Source organism: Rhodococcus sp. DT1 (assembly GCF_049844875.1).
In the GTDB taxonomy this organism is placed as follows: domain Bacteria; phylum Actinomycetota; class Actinomycetes; order Mycobacteriales; family Mycobacteriaceae; genus Rhodococcus.
Genome location: NZ_JBNCLW010000005.1, coordinates 155,000 through 178,406 on the forward strand (window position 1 = coordinate 155,000; position 23,407 = coordinate 178,406).

Below are 23,407 nucleotides of genomic sequence, written 5' to 3' on the forward strand. Positions count from 1 at the left end.
CGCGGATGCGGTGGGCGGGGCTTCGGCGCGTCGAGCGGCGACGTGGCCGGGCAGGTCTACCCGGCGGCGCCGATCGACGGCGCGCGGTCGAGGATGTCGCCGAGTGCGGCGGCGCTGGCGTCCGCGCCACCGAGCGTGAAGGCCAACTGGCGCCCCCACAGGAAGTAGCGGTGGATGGGGTAGTCGATGTCGGCACCGATCCCGCCGTGCAGATGCTGAGCCGTCAGGCCGACACGAATGCCGCCGCGCGCCGCCCACCACTTCGCGACGAGCACTGCGGCGTCCGCCTCGTCTTCGCGCCCGGTGTCGATGAGCCACGCCGCGCGGCGCATCGTCAGGCGAATGGCCTCGGTGTCGATGTAGGCGTCCGCCGCGCGCACCGCAACGGCCTGGTTCGTCGACAACGGCCGCCCGAACTGCATGCGCTCGGAGGTGTACGCCGCGGTCATGCGCAGCGATTCCTCACACACGCCGAGCTGGAGCGCTGCGATGGCGAGACGGATCCGTCGACGTGTCCACTCGGCGATCTGCGTGCCGTCACCGGGTAGAACGTCTGCGGCCGCGACGACGACATCGTCGAAGCGAAGGGCCGCGTCGGCGGTTTGTCCGGTCACGGACACGGGCGTGACCGTGAGGCCCGGCGCGTCGGCGGATGCCACGACGACGGCGACGGACTCGTCGCACAGGACGGGAACCACCACTCCGGCTGCGCCGGGCGCCCAGGGGACGGACGGAATCTCGCCGCTGATCACCAGGTCGTCGCCCTTGCGGATCGCGGTCAGCGCCGCGCTCTCACCGGGGTTGCCGTCGAATGCGCCGGTGAGGACGATCGACCCGTCGACGATCCCGGGGACGTAACGCTCGATCTGTTCGGGTGTGCCGAACCGAGCGAGGGGGAGAGCAGCGCCTGCGACGACGGACCAGACCGGCACCGGTGCGACGCGACGGCCCTGCTGCTGCAGGATCGTCGTCAAGCCGAGCATGCCCATGTCCGCGCCTCCGGCGGATTCGGGCAGGGCGAGGCCCAGCAGTCCGGAGTCGGCGAGTGCCTTCCACAGTGTGGCGTCGAAGCCACCCTCGGTCCGTTCCACCTCGACTACCCGTTCGACCGTTGCCAGCGCACCGAAGACCTGCGAGGCAAGGTCCTCGACGGCGATCAGGTCGTCATCGAGCTCGAATTCCATGTCAGCTCCTCGTCTCTGACGGCGTCACGGCCGTTGTCGCTGCCGGCTCCGGCGCTTTGGCTTCGGGGCGCCGACGGGCGCCCAGGGTCATACCGAGTGTCTTGGCTGCCACGATCTCGCGCAGGACCTCGTTGGTGCCGCCACCGAAGGTGTTGTTCTGCGCACGACGAGCGAGCGACTCGACACGGCCCTCGACCACGGCACCGTGGCTGCCCGGACGCAGCAGACCGCGGGCACCGAGCACTTCCTGCAACATGCCGTACGCGGTGACGACGCCTTCGGTGCCGAAGATCTTCGCTGCCGCGGAGTCACCGCCGCCGAGGGTGTTGGCAGCGATATCCGACACCAAGCGAAGGTTCACGAGATCCGCTGCCGACAGCAGTGCGTAGACCTCCGCCAGCGTCTTGCGGACCCACGGGACGTCGAACAGCACACCTGGTCCGACGGGCTCCTGCTTGGCCCACGCGAGTACTTCGTCGTACATCTCGTTGGCGATACCGCCGCGCGCGGCCAGGGCGACCCGCTCGTGGTTGAGCTGGCTGGTGATCAGTGTCCATCCCTGGTTCACTCCGCCGACCACGTTGCTCAGCGGCACCCGGATGTCCTCGTAGTAGGTGACCGCGGTGCTGATGCCGCCGACGGTCTTGATCTCGGTAGCCGAGAACCCCGGGGACGAGGTGGGCACCAGCACGACCGAGATGCCCTTGTGGCGGGGCGCGTCGGGATCGGTACGCACGGCGAGCCAGATCCAGTCCGCGAAGATCGCGGAGCTGGTGAAGAGCTTGGTGCCGTTGATCACGAGTTCGTCGCCGTCGATGCGCGCACGTGTCTGCAGCGCCGCGAGGTCGGTTCCGGCACCGGGTTCGGTGTACCCGATGGCGAATTTCAGCTCGCCGGTGAGGATCTTGGGAAGGAAGTAGTCCTTGTGTTCCTGGCTCCCGTACTTCATCAGAGCCGGTGCCACCGTGTTGAGCGTGACCAGCGAGACCGGGGCGCCCGCGCGGATCGTCTCGTCGTAGAAGACGTAGAGAGCCTCGGGGTCCTCACCGCGTCCGCCGTACTCCTCGGGCCAGCCGAGTCCGAGCCAGCCGTCGCTGCCCATCTGCCGGTAGATCCGGTCGAAGACCGGGCCGCCCTCGGTCTGGTCGACCAGGGCCCTGCGATCCTCGTCGTTGATGATGCGGGCGAAGTACTCCCGCAGTTCGGTGCGTAGCCGCCGTGACTTGTCGGACAGCTCGGGATGCATGTGGTCTCCTGAGAGGTGGTCGGATGGCGTGGGAGCGGCGCGGTTCAGCGATCCGTCGACAGCACGATCGCGCTGTGCGGAACCGGCGAGCCACCCGTGACGAGGACGTTGTTCAGCACCTTGGTGGGCTGGTTGACCGAGGTGCCGCGGATGAGCCGCACGCCTTCGGCGATTCCGTTGACGCCGTGGATGTAGCCTTCGCCGAGCTGCCCTCCGTGGGTGTTGACCGGGAGGCGGCCGTCCACCTCGAGGTTGCCCTCGGCGACGAAGTCCTTGGCCTCGCCGCGACCGCAGAAGCCGTACTCCTCGAGTTGCAGCAGCACCATGGGAGTGAACGCGTCGTACAGGATCGCGGCGTCGATGTCGTCCGGGCCGATACCGGCCTGTGCCCACATCTGCTTGGCGACCAGTTCGACCTCGGGCATCACGTCGATGTCGTCACGGTAGTAACTGCTCATCGAGATCTGCTGCGGGCCGACACCTTGCGCGGCACCGGTGATGACGGCCGGAGGATGCGGCAGTGAGCGTGCGCGTTCGGCGCTCACGATGACCAGTGCCTGGCCTCCGTCGCTCTCCTGACAGCAATCCAGCAGTCGCAGCGGGTCGGCGAGCATCCTCGAGTTCTGGTGGTCGTCGAGGGTGATGGGCCGCTCGTAGAACCACGCCTTCGGGTTGGTGGCGGCGTGCTTGCGCGACAGTACCGAGACGCGACCGAAGTCGGCGCTCGTCGCGCCGTAGCGCTGCATGTACCGGCGCGCCAGGAATGCTTCCTGCTGGGCAGGGGTGAGCAGACCGTACGGATTGATCCAGTTGCGGTATTCCTGATCGGTGCTGGAGTTGTAGGCGAACGGCGGTGGGCCGGAGCCGAATCGGTGGCCCGAGCGCTCGTTGAACGCGCGGTAGACCACGACGACCTCGGCGACGCCGGTCGCGACGGCCATCGCGGCCTGCTGGACGGGTGCGCAGGCACCGCCGCCACCGTGGGGGATGCGGCTGAAGAACTTCAGTTCCGGGATGCCGAGCGCGCGGGCCACGGCGATCTCGGGGTTCGTCTCCATGGTGAAGAGTGCGAAGCCGTCGACTTCTTCGACGCCGATCTGCGCATCTGCGAGCGCGGCCACCACGGCCTCGCACGCGAGTTGCCACTCGCTGCGACCGGAGTTCTTCGAGAATTCGGTGGCTCCGATGCCGGCGATCGCGGCAGCTCCGGAAAAGCCCTGCACGGTCATGGAGTCTTCCTCTCGTACGGCTCCACGACGACCTCCGCGGTGACGTGGACGCCCTTACTGTTGCGGCCCTGCACTTTCACGGTGACGGTGCGGTCCTCGACCGCGACCACCTCGCCGCTCATCTGCAGCGGGTCGCCCGGGAAGGCGGGGACGCCCAGGCGCAGCGAGGCACGGCGTATGCGTGCCCCCGGCCCGGTCCAATCGGTGATGTAGCGGTCGACGAAACCGTTCGTCGCATTGATGCTCATGAAGACATCGGGTGTTCCGCGCCGTTGTGCGGCCCCGGCATCGTGGTGTACGTCCTCGAAGTCCTGCGATGCGATCGCGGTCGCGGCGATGGTGGAGCGGTCGAGGGGCAGTTCGAGCCCGGGAAGGGACTGCCCGACAGCGCATTCGGAGAGATTCACGACGTTCCTCCGACTTTGCGCAGCTGCGGGAGGATCTCACCGTGAGCGTGTTCGGCGAAACCCACCTCGAGTTCCATACCGAGTTCGAGGCTGTCGTGGTCCACGCCCGCGATGTCGGCCACGATGCGGATGCCTTCGTCGAGGTCGATCAGTCCGACGGCAAGGGGGTATTCGAACGCCGGGTCCTGCGGGTGATGAATGATGGTCCAGCTGTGCAGGGTTCCGCGGCGCGATGATTCGACGGAGTCCCACTCGAACGACCGGCACACGGGGCATGCCGGGCCGGGCGGATGCCGGAGGGTGTGGCAGTCGCTGCACCGCTGGATCTCGAGCCTGCCTTCGCGGACCGCGTTGAACCAGAACTCGTTGTCCTGAGTGATGGTGAGTCTGGGGACGGTGGTCATCACGCCTCCTTGGGGGTGTTCGGATTGAACCGGAGCATCCGGAAACGCTCCTCGGCGACGAGTTCGCCGTGCTGGTCCTCGTAGCGCTTGTACAACGTGAAGAAGCGACCGACGCCGAGACCCGTTCGTTTGACGGGAGATACGGATTCGATCGTCAGGTGGGCGGTGATGTGGTCCCCGGGAACGAGTTCGCGGTGGTATTCCTGTTCGACGTTCGTGGCCACGACGGACGTGAGGCCTTCGCTGTCGAGTTCGGCAAGCATCCTCGAGTACGCGAAGTCCTCCACGATTCCTGCGGCGCGCTTGCGGTGCACCTCACGCCACCGGCGGTACCCCGCCATCACCCAGGTGGAGATCATCGCGGGTGGGCACACCACGGAGTCGCGACCTGTGGCGCGGGCCGCGTCGGCGTCGACATAGATCGGATTGAAGTCGTCGTGGGCTTCGACCCAGTTGCGGATCATCGCCTCGTCGACCGCGTACCGGGCGACCCGGGGCGGCTCGGCCACCTGGCCGACGTACTTCTCGTAATCATGCTCGACCGTCTGCATGGCCCCAATCACCTTCTCTTCGGCACACCCCACTCGGACGCCACGCTAAGTGCGGTCCCGAGCCGGTATCGCCCGATTCCCACTGAGCAGGAGCCGGGCGTGGTCGAGCCCGGCGACGGATACCAAACCAAGCGATTGCTTGGTAAGTTGGGCGGGCGGCCCGCCGGTGGGCCGGACGAATCGACCTCGGTCGCCGCGGGCGACCACACGGACGCGGAGGCAGTGAATGGATCTGGGACTGGACGGCACGGTCGTGCTGGTGACCGGAGGCGTCCGCGGCGTCGGTGCGGGGATCACCCGAACGTTTCTCCGCGCCGGAGCGACCGTGGTGACGTGCGCGCGCAACGAGGGCGAGCATCCCGTGGAGGCGGACGGCCGGACGGCGGAGTTTCTCGCCTGCGACGTGCGCGACCCGGATCGGGTGGGCCGGTTGATGGACGAGATCGTCGCAAGGCACGGCAGGCTCGACACCCTCGTCAACAACGCCGGCGGTTCGCCTTATGCGCTCGCTGCAGACGCCAGCCCGAAGTTCCACGCCAAGATCGTCGAGCTCAACCTGCTTGCGCCGTTGCTCGTCGCGCAGGCCGCGAACGCGGTGATGCAGACCCAGGACGCGGGTGGATCCATCGTCAACATCTCCAGCGTGAGCGGTTCCAGGCCGTCACCGGGTACCGCGGCCTACGGTGCCGCGAAGGCCGGAATCGACAGTCTCGGCCAGTCCCTCGCGGTGGAATGGGCACCGAAGGTGCGCGTGAATTCGGTGGTGGTCGGGATGGTCGACACGGAGCAGTCGCACCTGTTCTACGGTGACGACGAGGGTGTTGCCGCCGTCGGCGCCACGGTGCCGCTCGGTCGCCTCTCCACTCCCGACGACATCGGTCACTGCGCAGCATTTCTGGCATCCCCGCTGGCGGCATACGTCAGCGGATCGACACTGACCGTCCACGGCGGCGGCGAACGCCCTGCCTACATGGCAGCGGCCCGAACGAAGGAGACAAAGTGAGTGGACTGCTGGACGGACGCGTCGCGATCGTGACGGGCGCAGGCCGGGGAATCGGCCGCGCCCACGCGCTGGCCCTCGCCGCGGAAGGCGCGAAGGTCGTCGTCAACGACATCGGTGCCGGCATCGACGGCGCCGCGACCGGAGAATCACCCGCGGAGCAGGTCGTCGAGGAAATCCGTTCTCTCGGTGGCGAGGCCGTCGTCAACGGCGACGACGTGGCCGACTGGGCCGGCGCGGAGAATCTCGTCAAGACGGCGCTCGACAACTTCGGGCGGCTCGACGTACTGGTCAACAACGCAGGCTTCCTGCGCGACCGCATGCTCGCGAACATGAGCGAAGAAGAGTGGGACGCGGTGATTCGCGTACATCTCAAGGGGCATTTCGCGCCCATGCGCCACGCCATGTCGTACTGGCGTGCCGAGTCCAAGGCCGGCAACCCGGTCGACGCGCGCATCATCAACACGAGTTCGGGCGCGGGCCTGATGGGCAGCATCGGCCAGGGCAACTACGCCGCTGCCAAGGCGGGTATCGCCGCACTCACGATCCAGGCCGCGGCGGAGTTCGGTCGTTACGGGGTCACCGTCAACGCCATCGCCCCGTCCGCACGCACCCGCATGACGGTCGGGGCCGGCGGCGCGATGGCCGAGATGATGGCCGCGCCGGAAGAAGGATTCGATGCGATGGCGGCGGAGAACATCTCGCCGATCGTCGTGTGGCTCGGCAGCACCGAATCGAAGGACGTCACAGGCCGCGTGTTCGAGGTCGAGGGCGGAAAGGTGTCCATCGCGGACGGCTGGCGTCACGGCGAGGTCGTCGACAAGGGTGACCGCTGGGATCCCAAGGAACTCGGACCGGTCGTGGACAAGCTCCTCGCGTCCACCGAGGCACCGACGCCGGTGTACGGAGCCTGACAGAAAAGATGCGCGCTTCCGGTAGCGAGAGCTATCGGAAGCGCGCATCCTTGTGCGGCGCAGATCAGGCGGGTGTGCGCACGATCAGGGTCGAACCGGGGAAGTAGGCCGCCAATTCGGTGCGTGCCTGCTTGAGAACGGCTGTGCCGTAACCCTGCTTGCGCAGTTCGGGGCGAACCCAGATGCGCACTTCCACCTCGTTGCCGACGAGCTCACCGAACGCGAATCCGACCGCGGTGGGCTCGTCGCCGGAAAGATCTTCGGCGACGAGCCACATCCCGGATTCGTCCTTCATCAACGCGTTTCCGCGCGCCTGCTCGGCGGCGACGCTTTCGGCGCTGGCATCGCCCAGCTGGTCGGCGCACCTGGCCTCGAGCAACTCCAGGTCGGTCGCCGTGTCCGAGATCGGACGCACACGGAAATGCGCGCCCGTCGCGTAGGGCCGTGCCGCCGTCGTCCAGTGGACTACGGCGTCGAGATCTTCGAGTTCTTCCCGGATCTTCTTGCGCTCGGCCTTGGTCAAGCGGCGGAACGGGAGGTTGAGCACTGCCTCCGCGCAGAACTCACTCGTCTCGAGCAGCGCGGCGATTGCGGTCACCGCCTCCGCTCGGTCGGCGCTCTCGACGATGGCATCGAGTACCTCGTGACGTTGTTCCAGAGCACGCAGCAGCGCCGCTGCGATCTCCCGTCGGTCGAGGACCTGGTCGTGGTTCGTGGTTGCCATCGCGACATCCCTTCTCGAAAGCGTGTAACTACCGGTGCCAGTATTCCCGCATTCCGGTATTGCCGCGGGTCGCCGTCCTACTCACAGACCACCACGGGGATGACGCGGTCGGTCCACGACTGGTAATTGTCGAAATCCGGGTACATCTCGACCAGCCGGGGCCAGTACGCCGCGCGCTCGGTGTCCGTCGCGACCCGCGCGTGCATCTTCCGCACCCGCGACTTGATCTGGACGGTGACCTCCGGATTCGCCTGGATATTGCGGAACCACAACGGGTGTTTGGCCATTCCGCCCTGCGAGGCGACCAGGACCACCTTGTCGCCGTCCTCGAGGAACAGCAGGGGAGCGGTGCGGGGCTGTCCTGTCTTGCGTCCGGTCGTGGTGACCAGGCAGACCGGGATTCCCCAGGGAAAGGCACTGCCGACGCGCCACTTGCCACCGACCCGGCCGCCGGTGGCCCGGTAGGCGGCGACGTTGACGCGCGACATCCACTTCATGATCGGGATGGTCGCCTTCGAGTTCAGTCCTTTGGGAGCGGTGTCCGTTCCCACGTCAGATCCGCTCGATGACGGTTCCGGTGGCGAGCGCGCCACCCGCACACATGGTGATCAACGCGGTCGAGCCGTCACGCCGTTCCAGTTCGTGCAGCGCGGTGGTCAGCAGACGCGAACCCGTGGATCCGACGGGGTGTCCGAGCGCGATGGCTCCACCGTTCACGTTGACCTTGTCCATATCGGGGCCGTGCACGTTCGCCCACGAGAGCAGGACCGACGCGAATGCCTCGTTGACCTCGAACAGGTCGAGATCGCCGATGCTCATGCCCGACTTCTCGAGCACCTTCGCGGTGGCCTGGACGGGGCCGTCGAGGTGGAACTCGGGCTCTGCACCGACCAGCGCCTGCGCGACGATGCGGGCACGGGGCTTCAGACCGAGGGCCTTGGCGCGGTCCTCGTCCATCAGTAGGACGGCGGCTGCGCCGTCGGAGATCTGCGACGACGTGCCCGCGGTGTGGATTCCGCCGTCGAGCACCGGCTTCAGCTTCGCCAGCGACTCGGACGTCGTGTCGCGAAGGCCCTGGTCCCGGGTGACGGTCTGCTTCTCGCCGGTGAGGTTGCCCTGCTTGTCGACGACCGGTGCGACGACGTGCAGCACCTCGCGGTCGAAGCGGCCCTCGTCCCATGCCTGCTTGGCGAGCATCTGCGACCGGACGCCGAGCGCGTCGATGTCCTCGCGGGTGATGCCGCGCCGGCGGGCGATACGCTCCGCGGCCTCGAACTGGTTGGGCATGTCGATGTTCCACGATTCGGGCCGTCGCGGGCCGGCCTGGTCGCCCACATTGGCGCCGAGGGGAACCTGGCTCATGGCCTCGATGCCGCACGCGATCCCGGCATCGATGGCGCCGGTGGCGATGAGACCGGCGATGAGGTGGTTGGCCTGCTGAGCCGAGCCGCACTGGCAGTCGATGGTCGTGGCGCCCACCTGCCAGGGGAGGCCGGCGTTCAGCCACGCGGTGCGCGTGATGTTGTTCGACTGCGCGCCGGCCTGGGTGACGCAGCCGCCGATGACCTGTTCGACGAGGGCCGGATCGATCCCGGCGCGCTCGACGACTCCGCTCTGGGCGGCGCCGAGGATTTCCGCAGCGTGCAGGCCCGCGAGCCATCCACCCCGCTTGCCGATCGGGGTGCGGACGGCCTCGACGATGACTGGGGTGCCCACGGCGGGCTCCTTTCTCTGCAGTTCTCTGCACTCTAAATGCTCTCTGCAAAGTAGAACAGGTTGCCGTCGGCGGCGGCAAGCGTGTGAATCGGTCGGGACGTGCTGATCTCTTGGTCACGAGCCGCGCCTGTGTTTGAATGGTTTTAGAACGTGTTACACATCACGCGAGCGGTACTCGCCAGGCAGGAGAGATAAGTGGCGCAGCCGAACATCCCCGAGGGAATCGACTTCACCGATCCCGACTTGTATGCAGACCGCATGCCCTTCGAAGAGTTCGCCGAACTCCGGAAGACGGCACCGGTGTGGTGGAACAAGAAGTCGCCCGACAAGGGGGGATTCCACGACGACGGGTTCTGGGTGGTGTCCCGCCACGAGGAGGTCCGTGAGGTCTCCCGCCGGAGCGACGTGTTCTCCAACTGGGAGAACACCGCGATCCCGCGGTTCAACGACGACATGCCCCGAGAGGCTATCGAACTGCAGCGCCACGTCCTGCTGAACAAGGACGCACCCGAGCACACCAAGCTCCGCAAGCTCGTTGCCCGTGGTTTCACCCCGCGCGCCATCAACGGTCTGCGCGACGAACTCGACCGCCGCGCGAAGTCCATCGTCCAGGATGCGTGCACCGCCGGTCAGGGCGACTTCGTCACCCAGATCGCCGCGGAACTGCCCCTGCAGGCCATCGCGGACCTCATCGGTGTCCCGCAGGAAGACCGCTCGAAGATCTTCGAATGGTCCAACCAGATGACGGGCTACGACGATCCCGACAACACCGCCGACCCGGCGGCGGCGTCGATGGAGGTGCTCGGCTACGCCTACCAGATGGCGGCCGACCGCAAGGCGAACCCGGCGGACGACATCGTCACCGCCTTGATCGAGGCCGACATCGACGGCGACGAACTCGCTCCCGAGGAGTTCGGCTTCTTCTTCATCGTGCTCGCTGTTGCCGGCAACGAGACCACCCGCAACGCGATCACGCACGGCATGGCGGCGTTCCTCGACAATCCCGAGCAGTGGGAGATCTTCAAGCGCGACCGCCCGAAGACCGCTGCCGACGAGATCATCCGCTGGGCCACGCCGGTTACGTCCTTCCAGCGCACCGCACTCGAGGACACCGAACTCGGCGGGCAGGCGATCCGCAAGGGCGACCGCGTCGTGATGCTGTACGCGTCGGCGAACAACGACGAAGAAGTCTTCGAGAAGCCGCGTGAGTTCGACATTCTGCGCGACCCGAATCCGCATCTGGCGTTCGGCGGCACAGGTGCGCACTACTGCCTCGGCGCGAACCTCGCGCGCATGGAGGTCGATCTGATCTTCGGAGCGATCGCCGACCACATTCCCGACATCACGAAGATCGGTGATCCGCGTCGCCTGCGGTCCGGGTGGCTCAACGGAATCAAGGACTTCGAGGTGGACTACAAGACGTCGGGTGGATGCCCGGTGAAGCACTGACACACGGCAGTACCGCGGTCCCCCGCACCTTCGGGTGCGGGGGACCGCGTCGTTCGCGACACCTGCGGGATGGTCAGGGCGCGGCGGTCGGAGACGGGAATGTCCGGCGGCCGTCGCGTGTTCAGGGCTCGAGCCGGCGCAGATCGTCCACCGTGTCGACATCTCCGGCATCCGCAAGGGTGGTGCAGTCCAGACGCCGTACCCGGTCGCGGTGGTGCGCAAGGTAACTGCGGGCGCCCTCGTCCGCGGTGGCCTGCCGGGCCGCTGCGACCGCGTCGGCACGGTCGAACACGACCGGATGACCGGGCCGGTCGTCGAACACCGGCAGCGTCACCGTTCCGCCGTGGTGTTCGCCCAGTACGTGCCGGACCAGTTCGGCGGTGATGCCGGGGAAGTCCACGACGGTGAGCGCCACCGTGGCGTGACCGCCAGCAGCGTCGACGCCGCGGCGCAGCGACGTCGACATCCCGGTGCTCCACTCCGGATTGACCACCACGGTGCTATCCGGCGGACACGCCGCGGCGACCTCGTCGGCGTACGCACCGAGCACCACGATCACCTCGTCGCACCCGCCGTCGGCGAGCGCGGTGGTCACGGTATGCAGCAGGGGACGGCCGCGGTGGGGCAGGAGCGCTTTCGCGCGCCCACCCAATCGCGAGCCGTCCCCTGCTGCGAGAACGATTCCGGCGGTGCTCATCCCCCGACTCTACGAGGGACCGGCCCTACGGGGCCGGACGTACCGTCTTCATGGCTCGGTCCATCTCCCAGAACGCCCGCAGCGACACGATCTTGCCGTCGCCGTTCACCCGGTAGACGAAGGCCCCCTCGGCATCGACGATGTTCCCGGCCATCGTGGTGCGAATGGTGCCGATATTGACGCACTCGTCACCGCACACCAGCACGTCGTCGATGAGGAACTCGAGCTTGTCGGTGTTGGCGATCGTCATGTCGTAGAACGCGGCGATGGCATCGCGGCCCGTGTGCCCCTTGCCTTCCGGGTCGAATCCCGACGGCCCCACCGGGTCTTCGACGCACGCGTCGTCTGCGAAGACCGCGAGCCACTCGTCCTTGCGTTTGCCGCTGGCTGCCGTTTGCGACGCGCGCGCCGCCACCCGTGCGGGGTGTTCCTCGCTCATGCCGCATCCTTTCCGTGGATGTACTTGTCTGCGAACTTCCGCAGCGATTCCTGTTTCGCCTCGAGGGGGGAGTCGAACCCGTGGCCGTCGAAGATCCACGGCACCACGATGATGTCGGTGACGCCCGCATCGGCCAGCTCGGCGTAACCGGACGAACCGAACCGATCGACACACACAGCCTGGATCTCGAACGGCACGTCGGACCGCCCGTATTCGTCGCGCAGGACCCGCAGCCGGTCGATGACCGCCACCAGGTCGTCGAACCCGATCATGGCCGACGTCCAGCCGTCACCGACCCGTGCGGCACGACGCAGCGCGATATCGGTGTGCCCACCCACGTAGAGCGGCACCGGGGTACTGGGAGCCGGACTCATCTGAAGCCGGTCGAATTCGAAGAACTCGCCGTGATGCTCGACCATGCCGCCACCGAGAATCAGCTTGAGCACATCGATCATTTCGTCGACGCGCTTGCCGCGCCGGGCATATGGGACGCCGCACCACTCGAATTCTTCCGGTGCCCAGCCGATGCCGACTCCGAGACCGAACCGGTCTCCCGTCAGATTCGCGACGGAGCCGACTTGGCGAGCCAGCAGAACAGGGTTGCGCGACCCCAACTTCAACACCTGGGTATAGAACCGGATGGTCGAGGTCGCCGCGCCCATCGCGGCGGCGGCGATCAGCGGATCCACCCACGGTGTGTCTGCCGTCCACATCCGGGACCCGTCCGGGGTGTACGGATAGTCGACGGTCTGCTTCTCCATGAAGAACAGTGAGTCGGGAAGGGCGATCGACGAGAACCCGCACTCCTCGGCGGTGCGCGCGATACCGCTCAACTGATCGAGCGGCGTCATCGCGACCCCGACGGTGAAATCCACCATGTGACGCTCCTAGTTCGTCGGTCGATCGGAAGAAACCACCCACATCGAGAAGTACTGCGAACCACCGCCGTAGGCGTGACCGAGTGCTTTGCGGGCACCGTCGACCTGGTGGTCGCCGGCCTTGCCCATGACCTGGATCGCGGCCTCGGCGAAGCGGATCATGCCGGACGCGCCGATGGGATTGGAGCACAGGACCCCGCCGGACATGTTGATCGGCAGTTGTCCCCCGATCGCGGTTTCACCGGACTCGGTCAGCTTCCAGCCCGATCCCTGCGGAGTGAATCCGAGGTTCTCGAGCCACATCGGCTCGAACCAGGAAAAGGGGACGTAGATTTCGGCGCAGTCGATTTCGGTGAGCGGATCGGTGATGCCCGCCTGCTTCCACAATGCCGCTGCCGCGTCCCGGCCGGCCTGGGGGTCGACCTGGTCGCGGCCCGCGTACGTCGTGGGTTCGGTCCGCATCGCGGTGGCGTGGATCCACGCCACCGGGCGCCCGGCGGCCTCTGCCGCGGCGGCGCTGTCGGCATCACCGATCACCACGGCACACGCGCCGTCCGACGACGGGCAGGTTTCGTCGTAGCGGATGGGGTCCCACAGCATCTGCGATGCCTGAACCTTCTCCAGGGTGATGTCCGGCTGCCTGAGGTGTGCGTACGGGTTCTTCGCACCGTTGAGCCGGTCTTTGACCGCCACCATCGCGCCCACGTGCTCCGGGGCGCCGGACCTGCGGATGTAGGAGCGGACGTGCGGGGCGAAGTAGCCGCCCGCGCCCGCACCGACCGGCATCGTGAACGGCACCGGTGTCGACAGCGCCCACATCGCGTTGGATTCGGACTGCTTCTCCCACGCCACGGCGAGGACTCGGCGGTGGACGCCGGACTGCACCATGCTCGCCGCGACGTTGGCGGTGGATCCTCCCACCGACCCCGCCGTGTGTACGCGCAGCATCGGTTTGCCGGTGGCGCCGATCGCATCGACCATCGACAACTCGGGCATCATGACGCCCTCGAACAGGTCGGGTGCCTTGCCGATGATGACGGCGTCGATGTCGTCCCAGCCCACCTGGGCGTCGAGCATGGCGCGGTCGATCGCCTCGCGCACCAGGCCGGACATCGATACGTCGTGACGCTTGGCGACGTAATGGGTCTGCCCGGTGCCCAGGACAGCTGCGGGTTGCTTGGCCATCAGTTACGTCCCTCCAGGACAGCTACCAGATTCTGTTGCAGCAGTGCGCCACTCGTCGCGTGGGCCAGCGCGCGACCCGCTGTCCCGTTCATGATCGCTTGTGCGGCGTAACCGATTCGCTCGAGGCCGCCGGAGAACATCGCGTTGCCGCTGAGCGGACCGCCCGACGGATTGACGGCGGTGTCGTCGCCGAGTCCGATCTCCTCGCGCAGGATGAGTTCCTGATGGGTGAACGGGGCGTGCAGTTCGGCGACGTCGAACGCGGTGTCGCCGCCCGTCACGGCGCGTGCCGCGGCACGCGCGGACGGCGCGGTGGTGAGGTCGGCGGCGCCGAAGTTCGGCGAGTCGATCCGATGCTCGATTCCGGTGATCCAGGCGGGGTTCTCGCACAGTTCGCGTGCGCGGTCTCCTGTGGCCAGAACGATTGCGGCGGCGCCGTCGGTGACGGGAGCGCAGTCGTGCTTCCGGAGCGGGTCGGCGATGTACGGGCGGGACAGGAGTTCGTCGATGTCGAGGTCGCCGGAGAGCTGGGCCTTCGGGTTGTTCTTCGCTGCGGCGAGAGAGCGCACGGCTACTTCGGCCATCTCGCGATCCGTCCACTTCCCGGATTCGAGACCCATCCGGGCCTGCAGTCCGGCAAGGGAGACGGAGTCGACGCCGAGCGGTGCGACGAGATACGGATCGAGTTGCAGCGACAGTGTCCGCCGCAGGGTGCCGGCCGACGACTTGCCGAAGCCGTAGACCAGTGCGGTGTCCACTTCGCCGGTGATGAGTTTGACCCACGCCTCGTAGAGCGCCCATGCGGCGTCCATCTCGACGTGTGACTCGTTGATGGGCGGGACGGCGCCGATGGCGTCGATGGCCGAGATGAACGAGAAGGCGCGCCCGGCCAGGTAATCCGAAGACCCGGAGCACCAGAAGCCGATATCGGACTTCGTGATGCCGAGCTTGTCGTAGAGCTCCTGGAAACAGGGGACGAGCATCTCGACACCGTTGGTGGTGCCGAATGTCTCGCGCACGTGGGGGGCGTGCGCGAAGCCGACGACTGCAATGTCTGTCATGGTGCTCGACGCTCCTAGAGGTGGTGTTTGAAGGTGTCGAACTCGGCGTCGGGCTCGCCGGTCGGGCGGAAGTATTCGATGTTGCGCAGCGTGTGGTCCCACTCTTCCCGCGGTCGCCACTTGGCCTCGACACGCATTCCCATGCGCACGTCGGTGGCCTCGCACTCGAGGATGAGGTGGAGGAACGGGATGTCGGCACCGTCGAGCAGCACATATGCGGCGACGTAGGGAGGCTTGATCTGCTGGCCCATGAACGGCACGTTGACGATGCAGAACGTCGTGACGGTGCCCTTGTCGGGCAACTCGACCGGTTCCTTGGTGGGGACGCCGTCGGTGGGGCTCGCCCCGCGCGGCGGCACGTACACCTTCTCACCGGGACCCGTGCGGCCGCCGATGATCTTGCCTTCCTTCAATCCCCGGAGATACCAGGATTCTTCGGGTGACGCGCTGTGCCGGTAGTCCAGGTCGACGGGAGTGGTGATCATCGAGACGGGCTCGCCGGGCTCGGACGGTGTGTCCGCGGTCGCTTCACCGGGCTCGAAGGCCGCGATGTCGTGGATTCCGCCGGTGCGTTCGGAGGCCCAGCGGACCCGGACGCGCATGCCGGTGTCGATGTCGTCGGGGGAGGCGACGTCCACTGCGTGGAGCATCGAGGTGTCGGCACCGTCGAGGCGGACGAGAGCCCATGCGAAAGGCCGGTCGAAGGGCTGGCCCGGCAACGGGTCCGCATTCCACGTCCAGCTGACGACGGTTCCCGTCAGGCCCACCTCGACGAAATCGGTGAGCGGTTCATGGGTGACGGGGTCGTATTCCGGGGGCGGGACGAAGATCCTGCCGTCGGATCCGCGCGCACCGACGATGCGACCGTCGCGCAGTCCGGTGACGAACGCGCCCACGGTCGGCCCGGTGGATCGTGTGTAGTCGAACTTCAGATTCAGCGGTGCACTCAGCGGTGGCTCGGCGACCGCACTCTTTCCCAGGCTCACAAGTTCGAGTAGAACAGGTTCTAGTGTTGCTGGCAAGGGTACCGTGTGATCTGCACCTTGCCGCGCTTGGTCCGACCCGAAAGGCGTGCAATGAAACTGGGACTGCAACTGGGATACTGGGGTGCGCAACCACCGGGCAACGGACCGGAACTCGTTGCAGCAGCCGAAGCCGAGGGGTTCGATGCGGTGTTCGCAGCCGAGTCGTGGGGCTCGGATGCGTTCACCCCGCTCGCATGGTGGGGGTCGGCGACCGACCGGGTGCGGCTGGGTACCTCCGTCGTCCAGATCTCGGCGCGTACGCCGACCAGTTGCGCGATGCACGCGCTGACACTCGATCACCTCTCGGGCGGCCGGCACATCCTCGGTCTCGGTGTATCCGGTCCACAGGTGGTCGAGGGCTGGTACGGCGCGCCGTTCGAGAAGCCGCTCGCGCGAACCAGGGAGTACGTCTCGATCATCCGTCAGGTGCTGGCCCGTGAAGCGCCGGTCACGAGTCCGGGGCCGCACTACCCGCTCCCGTACACCGGAGCCGGAGCCACCGGACTCGGGAAACCGCTCAAGCCCATCACCCACCCGTTGCGTTCGGACATACCCATCTGGCTGGGCGCCGAGGGTCCCAAGAATGTCGCACTCACCGCGGAGATCGCCGACGGGTGGCTCGCCATCTACTACACGCCGCGGCTCGCACCGATGTACAACGAATGGCTCGACGAAGGGTTCGCCCGTGCCGGCGCACGTCGCACGCGCGAGGACTTCGAGATCGCCGCGACGTGCCAGGTGGTGGTGACCGACGACCGTGAGGGCACCGTCGCCGCGATGAAACCGGTGACGGCGTTGTATGTCGGAGGGATGGGAGCGCCCGAGCTGAACTTTCACGCGCAGGTGTACCGGCGCATGGGGTACGGCGACGTCGTCGACGAGGTCACCGAACTTTTCCGCGCCGGCCGCAAAGACGAAGCAGCCGCGGCGATTCCGGACGAGATGGTGACCGAGACGATGATCGTCGGTGACCTGGCAGAGGTGCGCGAGGGGGTGCGCAGGTGGGAGGACGCCGGCGTCACCATGTTGCTCGTCTCGTGCCGCGACGCCGCCCAGATCAAGGAGCTGGCCTCGGCCGTGCTGCAGTGACCGGGGCGGCTGTCGCGCACGCACCTCAGGACGAGTAGGCCGCCTTCAGCTTCCCCTTCACGAGCTTGCCCGTGGGAGTGCGGGGAAGCCGGTCGACGAAGTCCACCGACCTCGGCACCTTGAAGTGCGCGACCCGCTCTCGAACATACGAGAGCAGTTCCTCGGCGAGCTCCGGGGATTCGGTGGCATCCGGGGACAGTTCCACCACCGCCTTGACCTCCTCACCCATCTCCGGGTGGGGGACGCCGATGACGGCGACGTCGTCGATGGCGGGGTGAAGCGCGAGGACGTTCTCGATCTCCTGCGGATAGATGTTCACGCCGCCCGAGATGATGGTGAAGGACTTGCGGTCGGTCAGGTACAGGAACCCGTCCTCGTCGAGGTACCCGAGATCCCCCACCGTCGTCCACGTCGGATGCTCGGGATGCTGTGCGGTCGAGGTCTTCTCGGGATCGTTGTGGTAGGTGAAGGGCACGTGATCGGCTTCGAAGTAGATCGTTCCGATGTCGCCGGCCGACAGCACCGTGCCGGCGTCGTCGCAGATGTGGGCAGGGCCGATGACGCTCTTGCCCACCGAGCCGGGATGGTCGAGCCATTCCTGGCTGTTGATGAACGTGATGCCGTTCGCTTCGGTCGAGCTGTAGTACTCGTAGATCACGGGGCCGAGCCAGTCGATCATGGCGCGCTTGACGTCGGGTGGGCACGGCGCTGCGGCATGGATGAGTACCCGCAGGCTCGAGAGGTCGTGGCGGGCCCGGATCTGCGGGTCGAGTTTGAGCATGCGCACGAACATCGTCGGGACCATCTGCCCCGCGGTCACGGAGTACTCCTCGATGTGGCGCAGCGCGGTCTCGGGGTCGAACTTCGACGCGAGCACCACCGTGCCGCCGAGCGCGTGGACCGCCGCACCCCAGCGCAGGGGCGCGGCATGGTAGATCGGTGCGGGGGAGTAATAGACGTCGGCGTCGCTGATGCCGAACATGTACTGCGCCACCATCACCAGCGATTCACCCGGTTCGTCCACGCGGCGGTCGGGCAACGGCGGCTGGATCCCCTTGGGAAATCCGGTGGTGCCCGACGAGTAGAGCATGATCGCGCCGGACGGTTCCTCGTCGAGTCGTGGTCCGGCGCTCGCGATCGCATCCTCGTACGACTCGAAGCCGCGAACCGCGCCGCCGAAGGCGAGCCGGGCCGACCGGGCGGCAACCGTGTCTCCGACGTGTTCGGCCAGGTCGCCGAGAGTCGCCGAGACGACGAGCGCCTTCGCGCCGCTGTCCTCGACGATGTAGGCGACTTCACCGGCAGTGAGATGGCTGTTGACCGCCGTGATGTAGAGGCCCGAGCGCAGTGCTGCCCAGAAGACCTCGAAGGCTTCGACCCGGTTGTCCGTGAGCAATGCGACGACGTCGCCCGGCCGGAGTCCCGCGTCGTGCAGTACCCGTGCCAATGCCGCCGAACGGTCGTCCAATTCGCGATAGGTCAGGCTGCGGTCGCTGTCGGCGAGAACGACAGCGATTTTGTCGGGTGTGTTGCGCGCGTGGACGCCGGGGTACATGGGGCTCCTTACCGCCTGCACGAACAGTGCAGGCCTGTGTCCTGGATCACAACGGAACGTAGCAGAGGCCGGGATGTCGGTGTGGTCCAGGTCTCACAGGCTCGTAAGGCCGCGCAGACGAGCGCGCCCGCGCACGAAGTTGTGCGCGGGGCGCGTCGCCGGTTCGATGGGGAATCAGGCTCCGGTGAACTTCGGGGGCCGTTTCTCGGCGAAGGCACGGGGACCTTCTTTTGCGTCGGCACTCTTGAAGACCGCGGCACCGAGTTCGGCGTCGATCCGGAACGCCTCTTCCTCGTGGAGGCCCTCGGAATCGCGAATCGTGCGCAGGATGGCCTGGACGGCGACCGGACCGTTGTTCGCGATGGTCTCCGCGATCTCGAGTGCCTTGTCGAGTGCGGTGCCGTCGGGGACCACGTAACCGATGAGCCCGATCTCCTTGGCTTCGGGCGCCTTGATGTGCCGGCCGGTGAGCAGGATGTCCGCTGCGATCGTGTACGGAATCTGGCGGACGAGGCGCACGGCGGAACCGCCGAGGGGGAACAGTCCCCACTTCGCTTCGGAGACGCCGAATTTGGCGCTTTCGCCGGCGACCCGGATGTCGGTGCCCTGCAGGATTTCGGTGCCACCCGCGATGGCCGCGCCTTCGACTGCGGCAATGAGGGGCTTGGTCAGCCGGCGGCCTTTGAGGAGGGCGGGTAAGCGGGACAGGTCCCAGCCACCGCCCTCGAACTTGTCACCCGGTGCCGACTGGTTCATCGCCTTGAGGTCGGCGCCTGCGCAGAAAGCGCCGCCGGCACCGGTGAGGATCGCGACGCGGATCTCGGGATCGCTGTCGACTCGATCCCAGGCGTCGGACATGATCGCCATCATTTCGCCCGACAGCGCGTTGCGTGCCTCCGGCCGGTTGAGCGTCACGATGAGAACGTGACCGCGTTGCTCCACGAGGCAGTGGGGAGCGCGGGACGAAATGTCCGAATCGGCTGCGCCGGGGGCTGCGGGAGAGGACACTGGGGGACTCCTGGCGGGTGTTGTGAAATAGGTCTCAGTAAAGTCTTGTCAATAACGGTAACACGTTCTACTTTTGTGGCGTGCCCCTTAACATCGCAGACCTCGTCGAGCACGCAATCGACCTCGTTCCCGACCGTGTCGCACTGGCCTCGGACGGCAGAGAGGTCACCTACGGACAATTGGAGGAACGAGCCAACCGACTCGCCAACTACCTGGCCGAACAGGGTGTCCAGCCCGGTGACAAAGTCGGGATCTACTCCCGCAACACCATCGAGGCCGTCGAGGCAATGGTCGCGGTGTTCAAGATCCGGGCCGTCATGGTCAACATCAATTACCGGTATGTCGAGAACGAGTTGCAGTACTTGTTCGACAATTCCGATACGGTCGCGCTCATTCACGAGCGCCGGTACTCGGACAAGGTCGCCAACGTTCTGCCGTCCACGCCGCTGGTCCAGACCGTCGTGGTGATCGAGGACGGCACCGACGGCGACTTCTCGTCGTACGGAGGGGTCGAGTACGAGACCGCGCTTGCCGGGAGTTCGGCCGAGCGCAACTTCGGTGAGCGCAGCCCCGACGACCTGTACATGCTCTACACCGGCGGCACCACCGGCCATCCCAAGGGCGTCATGTGGCGTCACGAGGATGTCTGGCGCGTGCTCGGTGGCGGCATCAATTTCATGACGGGCGAGTGGGTGAAAGACGAGTGGGAACTCGCCAAGCAGGGCGCCGAGAACCCCGGGCTCGTGCGGTACCCGATTCCCCCCATGATCCACGGCGGCGCGCAGTGGGCGCTGTTCCAGTCGCTGTTCAGCGGCGGCAAGGTCGTCATGCACCCCGAGTTCTCGGGCCACGAAGTATGGCGGATCATCGACGAACACAAGGTCAACGTCATCTTCATCACCGGTGACGCAATGGGTCGCCCCATGCTGGACGCACTCGAAGAGGGCAACCCGAAGACCGGTCAGCCGTACGACCTTTCGACTCTCTTCGCGATGGCGTCGAGTGCCGCGCTGTTCTCTCCTTCCCTCAAGGACCGCTTCCTGGAGCTGCTTCCCGGCAAGGTGCTCACCGACTCGATCGGCTCGTCCGAGAGCGGGTTCGGCGGTCTCGGAATCGTGGAGAAGGGCAAGACCCGCGGCGGCGGCCCCACGGTGAAGATCGACGAGTCGACCACGGTGCTCGACGAAGACGGCAACCCCATCGCTCCCGGCTCGGGGCAGGTCGGCCTGATCGCGCGCAAGGGAAACATCCCCCTGGGCTACTACAAGGACGAAGAGAAGACGAAGGCGACGTTCCGCGAGTACAACGGCGTCCGTTACTCGATCCCCGGCGACTACGCCCGGGTCGAGGAGGACGGCACCGTCACGATGCTCGGGCGCGGTTCGGTCTCGATCAACAGCGGCGGCGAGAAGATCTACCCCGAAGAGGTCGAGGGCGCGCTCAAGCAGCACCCGGCTGTCTTCGACGTGCTCGTGGTCGGCGTGCCCGACGATCGGTTCGGCGAACGGGTCGCCGCGGTGATCGCGCTTCGGCAGGGCCACACCGCGACTCTCGACGAACTGGTCGCGAGCGCCCGCACCAAGATCGCGGGCTACAAGGTGCCGCGCAGCGCATGGTTCGTCGACGAGATCAAGCGCTCGCCGGCGGGCAAGCCCGACTACCGGTGGGCCCACGAGCAGACCGAAGGGCGCCCCGCCGACGAGCACTGCACCCCGAGCGCTTCCGGCGCGGTGGGCTGAGAGGCAGGGAGATGCAGACCAGCCTCGGCCGGAAGTTCGGAATCGACTATCCGATCTTCGGGTTCACTCCCTCCGAACACGTCGCCGCGGCCATCAGTCGCGCCGGCGGACTCGGTGTCCTCGGATGCGTGCGCTTCAACGACGCGGAGGAACTCGACGCCGTCCTGACCTGGATGGACGAGAACACCGACGGCAAGCCGTACGGCGTGGACATCGTGATGCCGGCCAAGGTGCCCACCGAGGGCACCGCGGTCGATCTCGACAAACTGATCCCGGCGGAACACCGCGCGTTCGTCGACCGGACCCTCGCCGAACTCGGTGTTCCTCCACTGTCCGATGACGTCGAGCAGGCGAGCGGTGTACTCGGCTGGCTGCATTCGGTGGCGCGCTCCCACGTCGACATCGCTCTGGGGCACAGGATTTCGCTGATCGCGAATGCTCTGGGTTCGCCCCCGAAGGATGTCATCGACCTCGCTCACGAGAAGGGGGTGCCGGTAGCGGCATTGGCGGGGGCGGTGGAGCACGCGCGCCGGCACGTCGAGAACGGTGTCGACATCGTGATCGCCCAGGGATACGAGGCCGGGGGGCACACCGGTGAGGTGGCGTCGATGGTGCTCTGGCCCGAGATCGTCGATGCCGTCGGCGATTCCGCGTCGGTACTTGCCGCGGGCGGCGTCGGGTCCGGCAGGCAGGTTGCGGCCGCATTGGCGCTGGGGGCCGACGGGGTCTGGATGGGTTCGTACTGGCTCACCGCCGCGGAATACAAACTCGGCTCCGCGGCCGACGGCCCGTCGTCGATCCAGCGGGCGCTGCTCGGTGCGACGTCGTCCGACACGGTGCGGTCGCGCATCTATTCGGGCAAGCCGGCGCGACTGCTCAAGACCAAGTGGACCGAGGCGTGGTCGCGGCCGGACGCACCGTCGCCGCTGCCTATGCCGCTCCAGAACATCCTCGTCAGCGAGGCGCACCAGCGCATTTCGGCCGCGAACGACCCCGAGGTCGTCGCAATGCCGGTGGGCCAGGTGGTGGGCCGAATGAACGACATCCGTCCCGTCGCCGACATCATGAACGAACTTGTCACCGGCTACGACCAGGCGGTCGATCGTCTGAACGAAGCCCGATAGTCCGGGGGGATGGAACTGTGCCCGGGAGGTGAATCCTCCCGGGCACAGTCTTCTACTTGCGGACCAGAATCGTGAGCAGCGCCTGAATCTGCTCGACCGTGGGGGAGGGCAATCCGTCGCGGCCGTACACGAATCCGATCCCCGCGTACACCAGTGTCCCGGCGCGGACCCGTGCCTCGTCCTTGTCGAAACCGAGTTCGAGGAACGCGTTCTCGACCACCGTCATGATTCTCTGATCGAGGGCGCGCACGGATTCGGCGACCTGCGGGTCGCTCCGCGCCCACTCGCGCACCGCCACCTCGGCCTCCCAGGCGCGGTCGTCGACGAGCATCGTGCCCATGCGCGTCAGCCGTTCCCGGACGGGCAGTTCTTCGACGCTCGTCAGGCCGCGGGCAGCGTCGTTGTCTTGTGAGGTGTACCGGGTGGCGATGGCCTTCATCAGGTCGTCGATGTCGGTGAAGTGCCAATAGAAACTGCCCTTGGTGACGCCGAGTTCGTCGCACAATCTGGAGATCTTCACGGCAGTGCGGCCTTCGGTGACGAGCAACTGCAACCCGGCCGCGGTCCAGTCGTCGAGGGAAAGCCGGGGGCGCCGCCCGGACCGCGAGCCGTCCTTCGTCGGTTGCTGCGCCACGGGGTCGTCACCTCTTGTCTCTCGCTGTACGCGTCGAGCGTACATGTCGCGGGAAAAGAGAACGTGGGCGAGCGATACCGCGCACCCCGAGAGGGTATCGAACGGCCTTCCGGCACACTGCAATACAGATCATCATGTCGACTACAGCG

Annotated in this window: 24 protein-coding genes; 6 read left to right on the plus strand and 18 right to left on the minus strand. The window is 66.8% G+C overall.

What is annotated here, in order from left to right; translation table 11 throughout:
• Positions 1 to 56: 56 nt before the first annotated feature.
• The 6 genes from ACLQ3J_RS14100 to ACLQ3J_RS14125 are packed head-to-tail and all read right to left on the minus strand — an operon-like array spanning position 57 to position 5,021.
• Positions 57 to 1,184, minus strand: coding sequence for an acyl-CoA dehydrogenase family protein (locus ACLQ3J_RS14100; protein ID WP_425903668.1), 1,128 nt, complete (start codon positions 1,182 to 1,184; stop codon positions 57 to 59).
• 1 nt (position 1,185) lies between these two features.
• On the minus strand, positions 1,186 to 2,430 hold the full coding sequence (locus tag ACLQ3J_RS14105; protein ID WP_296550248.1) for an acyl-CoA dehydrogenase family protein: 1,245 nt from the start codon (positions 2,428 to 2,430) through the stop codon (positions 1,186 to 1,188).
• Between the two features lie 44 nt (positions 2,431 to 2,474).
• Positions 2,475 to 3,659 (minus strand): lipid-transfer protein, encoded by a 1,185-nt coding sequence (locus tag ACLQ3J_RS14110; RefSeq protein WP_169623119.1) that lies wholly within the window; start codon positions 3,657 to 3,659, stop codon positions 2,475 to 2,477.
• Entirely contained in the window at positions 3,656 to 4,066 is a 411-nt protein-coding gene (locus tag ACLQ3J_RS14115; protein ID WP_169623120.1) for a MaoC/PaaZ C-terminal domain-containing protein, read from the minus strand. Before ACLQ3J_RS14115 ends, ACLQ3J_RS14110 begins: the two co-directional genes overlap by 4 nt.
• Entirely contained in the window at positions 4,063 to 4,470 is a 408-nt protein-coding gene (locus ACLQ3J_RS14120) for a Zn-ribbon domain-containing OB-fold protein (protein ID WP_169623121.1), read from the minus strand. Before ACLQ3J_RS14120 ends, ACLQ3J_RS14115 begins: the two co-directional genes overlap by 4 nt.
• On the minus strand, positions 4,470 to 5,021 hold the full coding sequence (locus ACLQ3J_RS14125) for a MaoC family dehydratase (protein ID WP_169623122.1): 552 nt from the start codon (positions 5,019 to 5,021) through the stop codon (positions 4,470 to 4,472). Before ACLQ3J_RS14125 ends, ACLQ3J_RS14120 begins: the two co-directional genes overlap by 1 nt.
• A gap of 226 nt (positions 5,022 to 5,247) precedes the next feature.
• Here ACLQ3J_RS14125 and ACLQ3J_RS14130 point away from each other — a divergent pair, with 226 nt between their 5' ends.
• Positions 5,248 to 6,024, plus strand: coding sequence for an SDR family oxidoreductase (locus ACLQ3J_RS14130; RefSeq protein ID WP_378528469.1), 777 nt, complete (start codon positions 5,248 to 5,250; stop codon positions 6,022 to 6,024).
• Positions 6,021 to 6,935 (plus strand): SDR family oxidoreductase, encoded by a 915-nt coding sequence (locus ACLQ3J_RS14135; RefSeq protein ID WP_169623124.1) that lies wholly within the window; start codon positions 6,021 to 6,023, stop codon positions 6,933 to 6,935. The genes ACLQ3J_RS14130 and ACLQ3J_RS14135 overlap by 4 nt, the downstream gene beginning before the upstream one ends.
• Positions 6,936 to 6,999: 64 nt before the next feature.
• On the opposite strand, the gene ACLQ3J_RS14140 is transcribed toward ACLQ3J_RS14135, so the two are convergent.
• The 3 genes from ACLQ3J_RS14140 to ACLQ3J_RS14150 form a co-directional block, all read right to left on the minus strand.
• Positions 7,000 to 7,659: a GNAT family N-acetyltransferase gene (locus ACLQ3J_RS14140; protein WP_425903671.1), complete on the minus strand. Its 660-nt coding sequence runs from the start codon at positions 7,657 to 7,659 to the stop codon at positions 7,000 to 7,002.
• Positions 7,660 to 7,736: 77 nt separating this feature from the next.
• Positions 7,737 to 8,156 carry a nitroreductase family deazaflavin-dependent oxidoreductase gene (locus ACLQ3J_RS14145; RefSeq protein ID WP_169623131.1) on the minus strand — a complete coding sequence of 140 codons (420 nt, stop codon included), beginning with the start codon at positions 8,154 to 8,156 and terminating at the stop codon, positions 7,737 to 7,739.
• 55 nt (positions 8,157 to 8,211) lie between these two features.
• Complete coding sequence (locus ACLQ3J_RS14150; protein ID WP_169623126.1) at positions 8,212 to 9,375, minus strand: steroid 3-ketoacyl-CoA thiolase; 1,164 nt, start codon at positions 9,373 to 9,375, stop codon at positions 8,212 to 8,214.
• A gap of 195 nt (positions 9,376 to 9,570) precedes the next feature.
• On the opposite strand from ACLQ3J_RS14150, the gene ACLQ3J_RS14155 reads away from it, so the two are divergent.
• Positions 9,571 to 10,824 carry a cytochrome P450 gene (locus ACLQ3J_RS14155; protein ID WP_169652018.1) on the plus strand — a complete coding sequence of 418 codons (1,254 nt, stop codon included), beginning with the start codon at positions 9,571 to 9,573 and terminating at the stop codon, positions 10,822 to 10,824.
• A 121-nt stretch (positions 10,825 to 10,945) separates the two neighbouring features.
• Here ACLQ3J_RS14155 and ACLQ3J_RS14160 read toward each other — a convergent pair whose 3' ends face one another.
• Genes ACLQ3J_RS14160 through ACLQ3J_RS14185 form a run of 6 tightly spaced genes read right to left on the minus strand, consistent with a single transcriptional unit; the run spans position 10,946 to position 16,070 of the window.
• On the minus strand, positions 10,946 to 11,521 hold the full coding sequence (locus tag ACLQ3J_RS14160; RefSeq protein WP_169621394.1) for a nucleotidyltransferase family protein: 576 nt from the start codon (positions 11,519 to 11,521) through the stop codon (positions 10,946 to 10,948).
• A 25-nt stretch (positions 11,522 to 11,546) separates the two neighbouring features.
• Complete coding sequence (locus tag ACLQ3J_RS14165) at positions 11,547 to 11,960, minus strand: nuclear transport factor 2 family protein (protein WP_169652016.1); 414 nt, start codon at positions 11,958 to 11,960, stop codon at positions 11,547 to 11,549.
• Complete coding sequence (locus tag ACLQ3J_RS14170) at positions 11,957 to 12,835, minus strand: TIGR03619 family F420-dependent LLM class oxidoreductase (RefSeq protein WP_296549162.1); 879 nt, start codon at positions 12,833 to 12,835, stop codon at positions 11,957 to 11,959. Before ACLQ3J_RS14170 ends, ACLQ3J_RS14165 begins: the two co-directional genes overlap by 4 nt.
• A 12-nt stretch (positions 12,836 to 12,847) precedes the next feature.
• The gene (locus ACLQ3J_RS14175) at positions 12,848 to 14,023 is read right to left on the minus strand and encodes a thiolase domain-containing protein (RefSeq protein WP_296549109.1); all 1,176 of its coding nucleotides are present in this window, start codon (positions 14,021 to 14,023) and stop codon (positions 12,848 to 12,850) included.
• Positions 14,023 to 15,084 (minus strand): thiolase domain-containing protein, encoded by a 1,062-nt coding sequence (locus tag ACLQ3J_RS14180; protein ID WP_169621390.1) that lies wholly within the window; start codon positions 15,082 to 15,084, stop codon positions 14,023 to 14,025. The genes ACLQ3J_RS14175 and ACLQ3J_RS14180 overlap by 1 nt, the downstream gene beginning before the upstream one ends.
• A 14-nt stretch (positions 15,085 to 15,098) precedes the next feature.
• Positions 15,099 to 16,070, minus strand: a complete 972-nt coding sequence (locus ACLQ3J_RS14185) for a Zn-ribbon domain-containing OB-fold protein (RefSeq protein ID WP_425903673.1) — start codon at positions 16,068 to 16,070, stop codon at positions 15,099 to 15,101.
• A 90-nt stretch (positions 16,071 to 16,160) separates the two neighbouring features.
• Between ACLQ3J_RS14185 and ACLQ3J_RS14190 the strand changes: the two genes are divergently transcribed.
• Positions 16,161 to 17,198 carry an LLM class F420-dependent oxidoreductase gene (locus tag ACLQ3J_RS14190; RefSeq protein ID WP_169621388.1) on the plus strand — a complete coding sequence of 346 codons (1,038 nt, stop codon included), beginning with the start codon at positions 16,161 to 16,163 and terminating at the stop codon, positions 17,196 to 17,198.
• A gap of 25 nt (positions 17,199 to 17,223) precedes the next feature.
• Here ACLQ3J_RS14190 and ACLQ3J_RS14195 read toward each other — a convergent pair whose 3' ends face one another.
• Positions 17,224 to 18,753: an AMP-binding protein gene (locus ACLQ3J_RS14195; RefSeq protein WP_169621387.1), complete on the minus strand. Its 1,530-nt coding sequence runs from the start codon at positions 18,751 to 18,753 to the stop codon at positions 17,224 to 17,226.
• Between the two features lie 174 nt (positions 18,754 to 18,927).
• Positions 18,928 to 19,761, minus strand: a complete 834-nt coding sequence (locus ACLQ3J_RS14200; protein WP_169652012.1) for a crotonase/enoyl-CoA hydratase family protein — start codon at positions 19,759 to 19,761, stop codon at positions 18,928 to 18,930.
• 80 nt (positions 19,762 to 19,841) lie between these two features.
• Here ACLQ3J_RS14200 and ACLQ3J_RS14205 point away from each other — a divergent pair, with 80 nt between their 5' ends.
• Positions 19,842 to 21,500: an acyl-CoA synthetase gene (locus ACLQ3J_RS14205; RefSeq protein WP_169652011.1), complete on the plus strand. Its 1,659-nt coding sequence runs from the start codon at positions 19,842 to 19,844 to the stop codon at positions 21,498 to 21,500.
• A gap of 11 nt (positions 21,501 to 21,511) precedes the next feature.
• Positions 21,512 to 22,624, plus strand: a complete 1,113-nt coding sequence (locus ACLQ3J_RS14210) for an NAD(P)H-dependent flavin oxidoreductase (protein ID WP_169621384.1) — start codon at positions 21,512 to 21,514, stop codon at positions 22,622 to 22,624.
• 52 nt (positions 22,625 to 22,676) lie between these two features.
• Here the strand turns inward: ACLQ3J_RS14210 and ACLQ3J_RS14215 are convergent, their stop codons facing one another.
• Positions 22,677 to 23,258: a TetR/AcrR family transcriptional regulator gene (locus tag ACLQ3J_RS14215; RefSeq protein ID WP_296549114.1), complete on the minus strand. Its 582-nt coding sequence runs from the start codon at positions 23,256 to 23,258 to the stop codon at positions 22,677 to 22,679.
• Positions 23,259 to 23,407 lie beyond the last annotated feature (149 nt).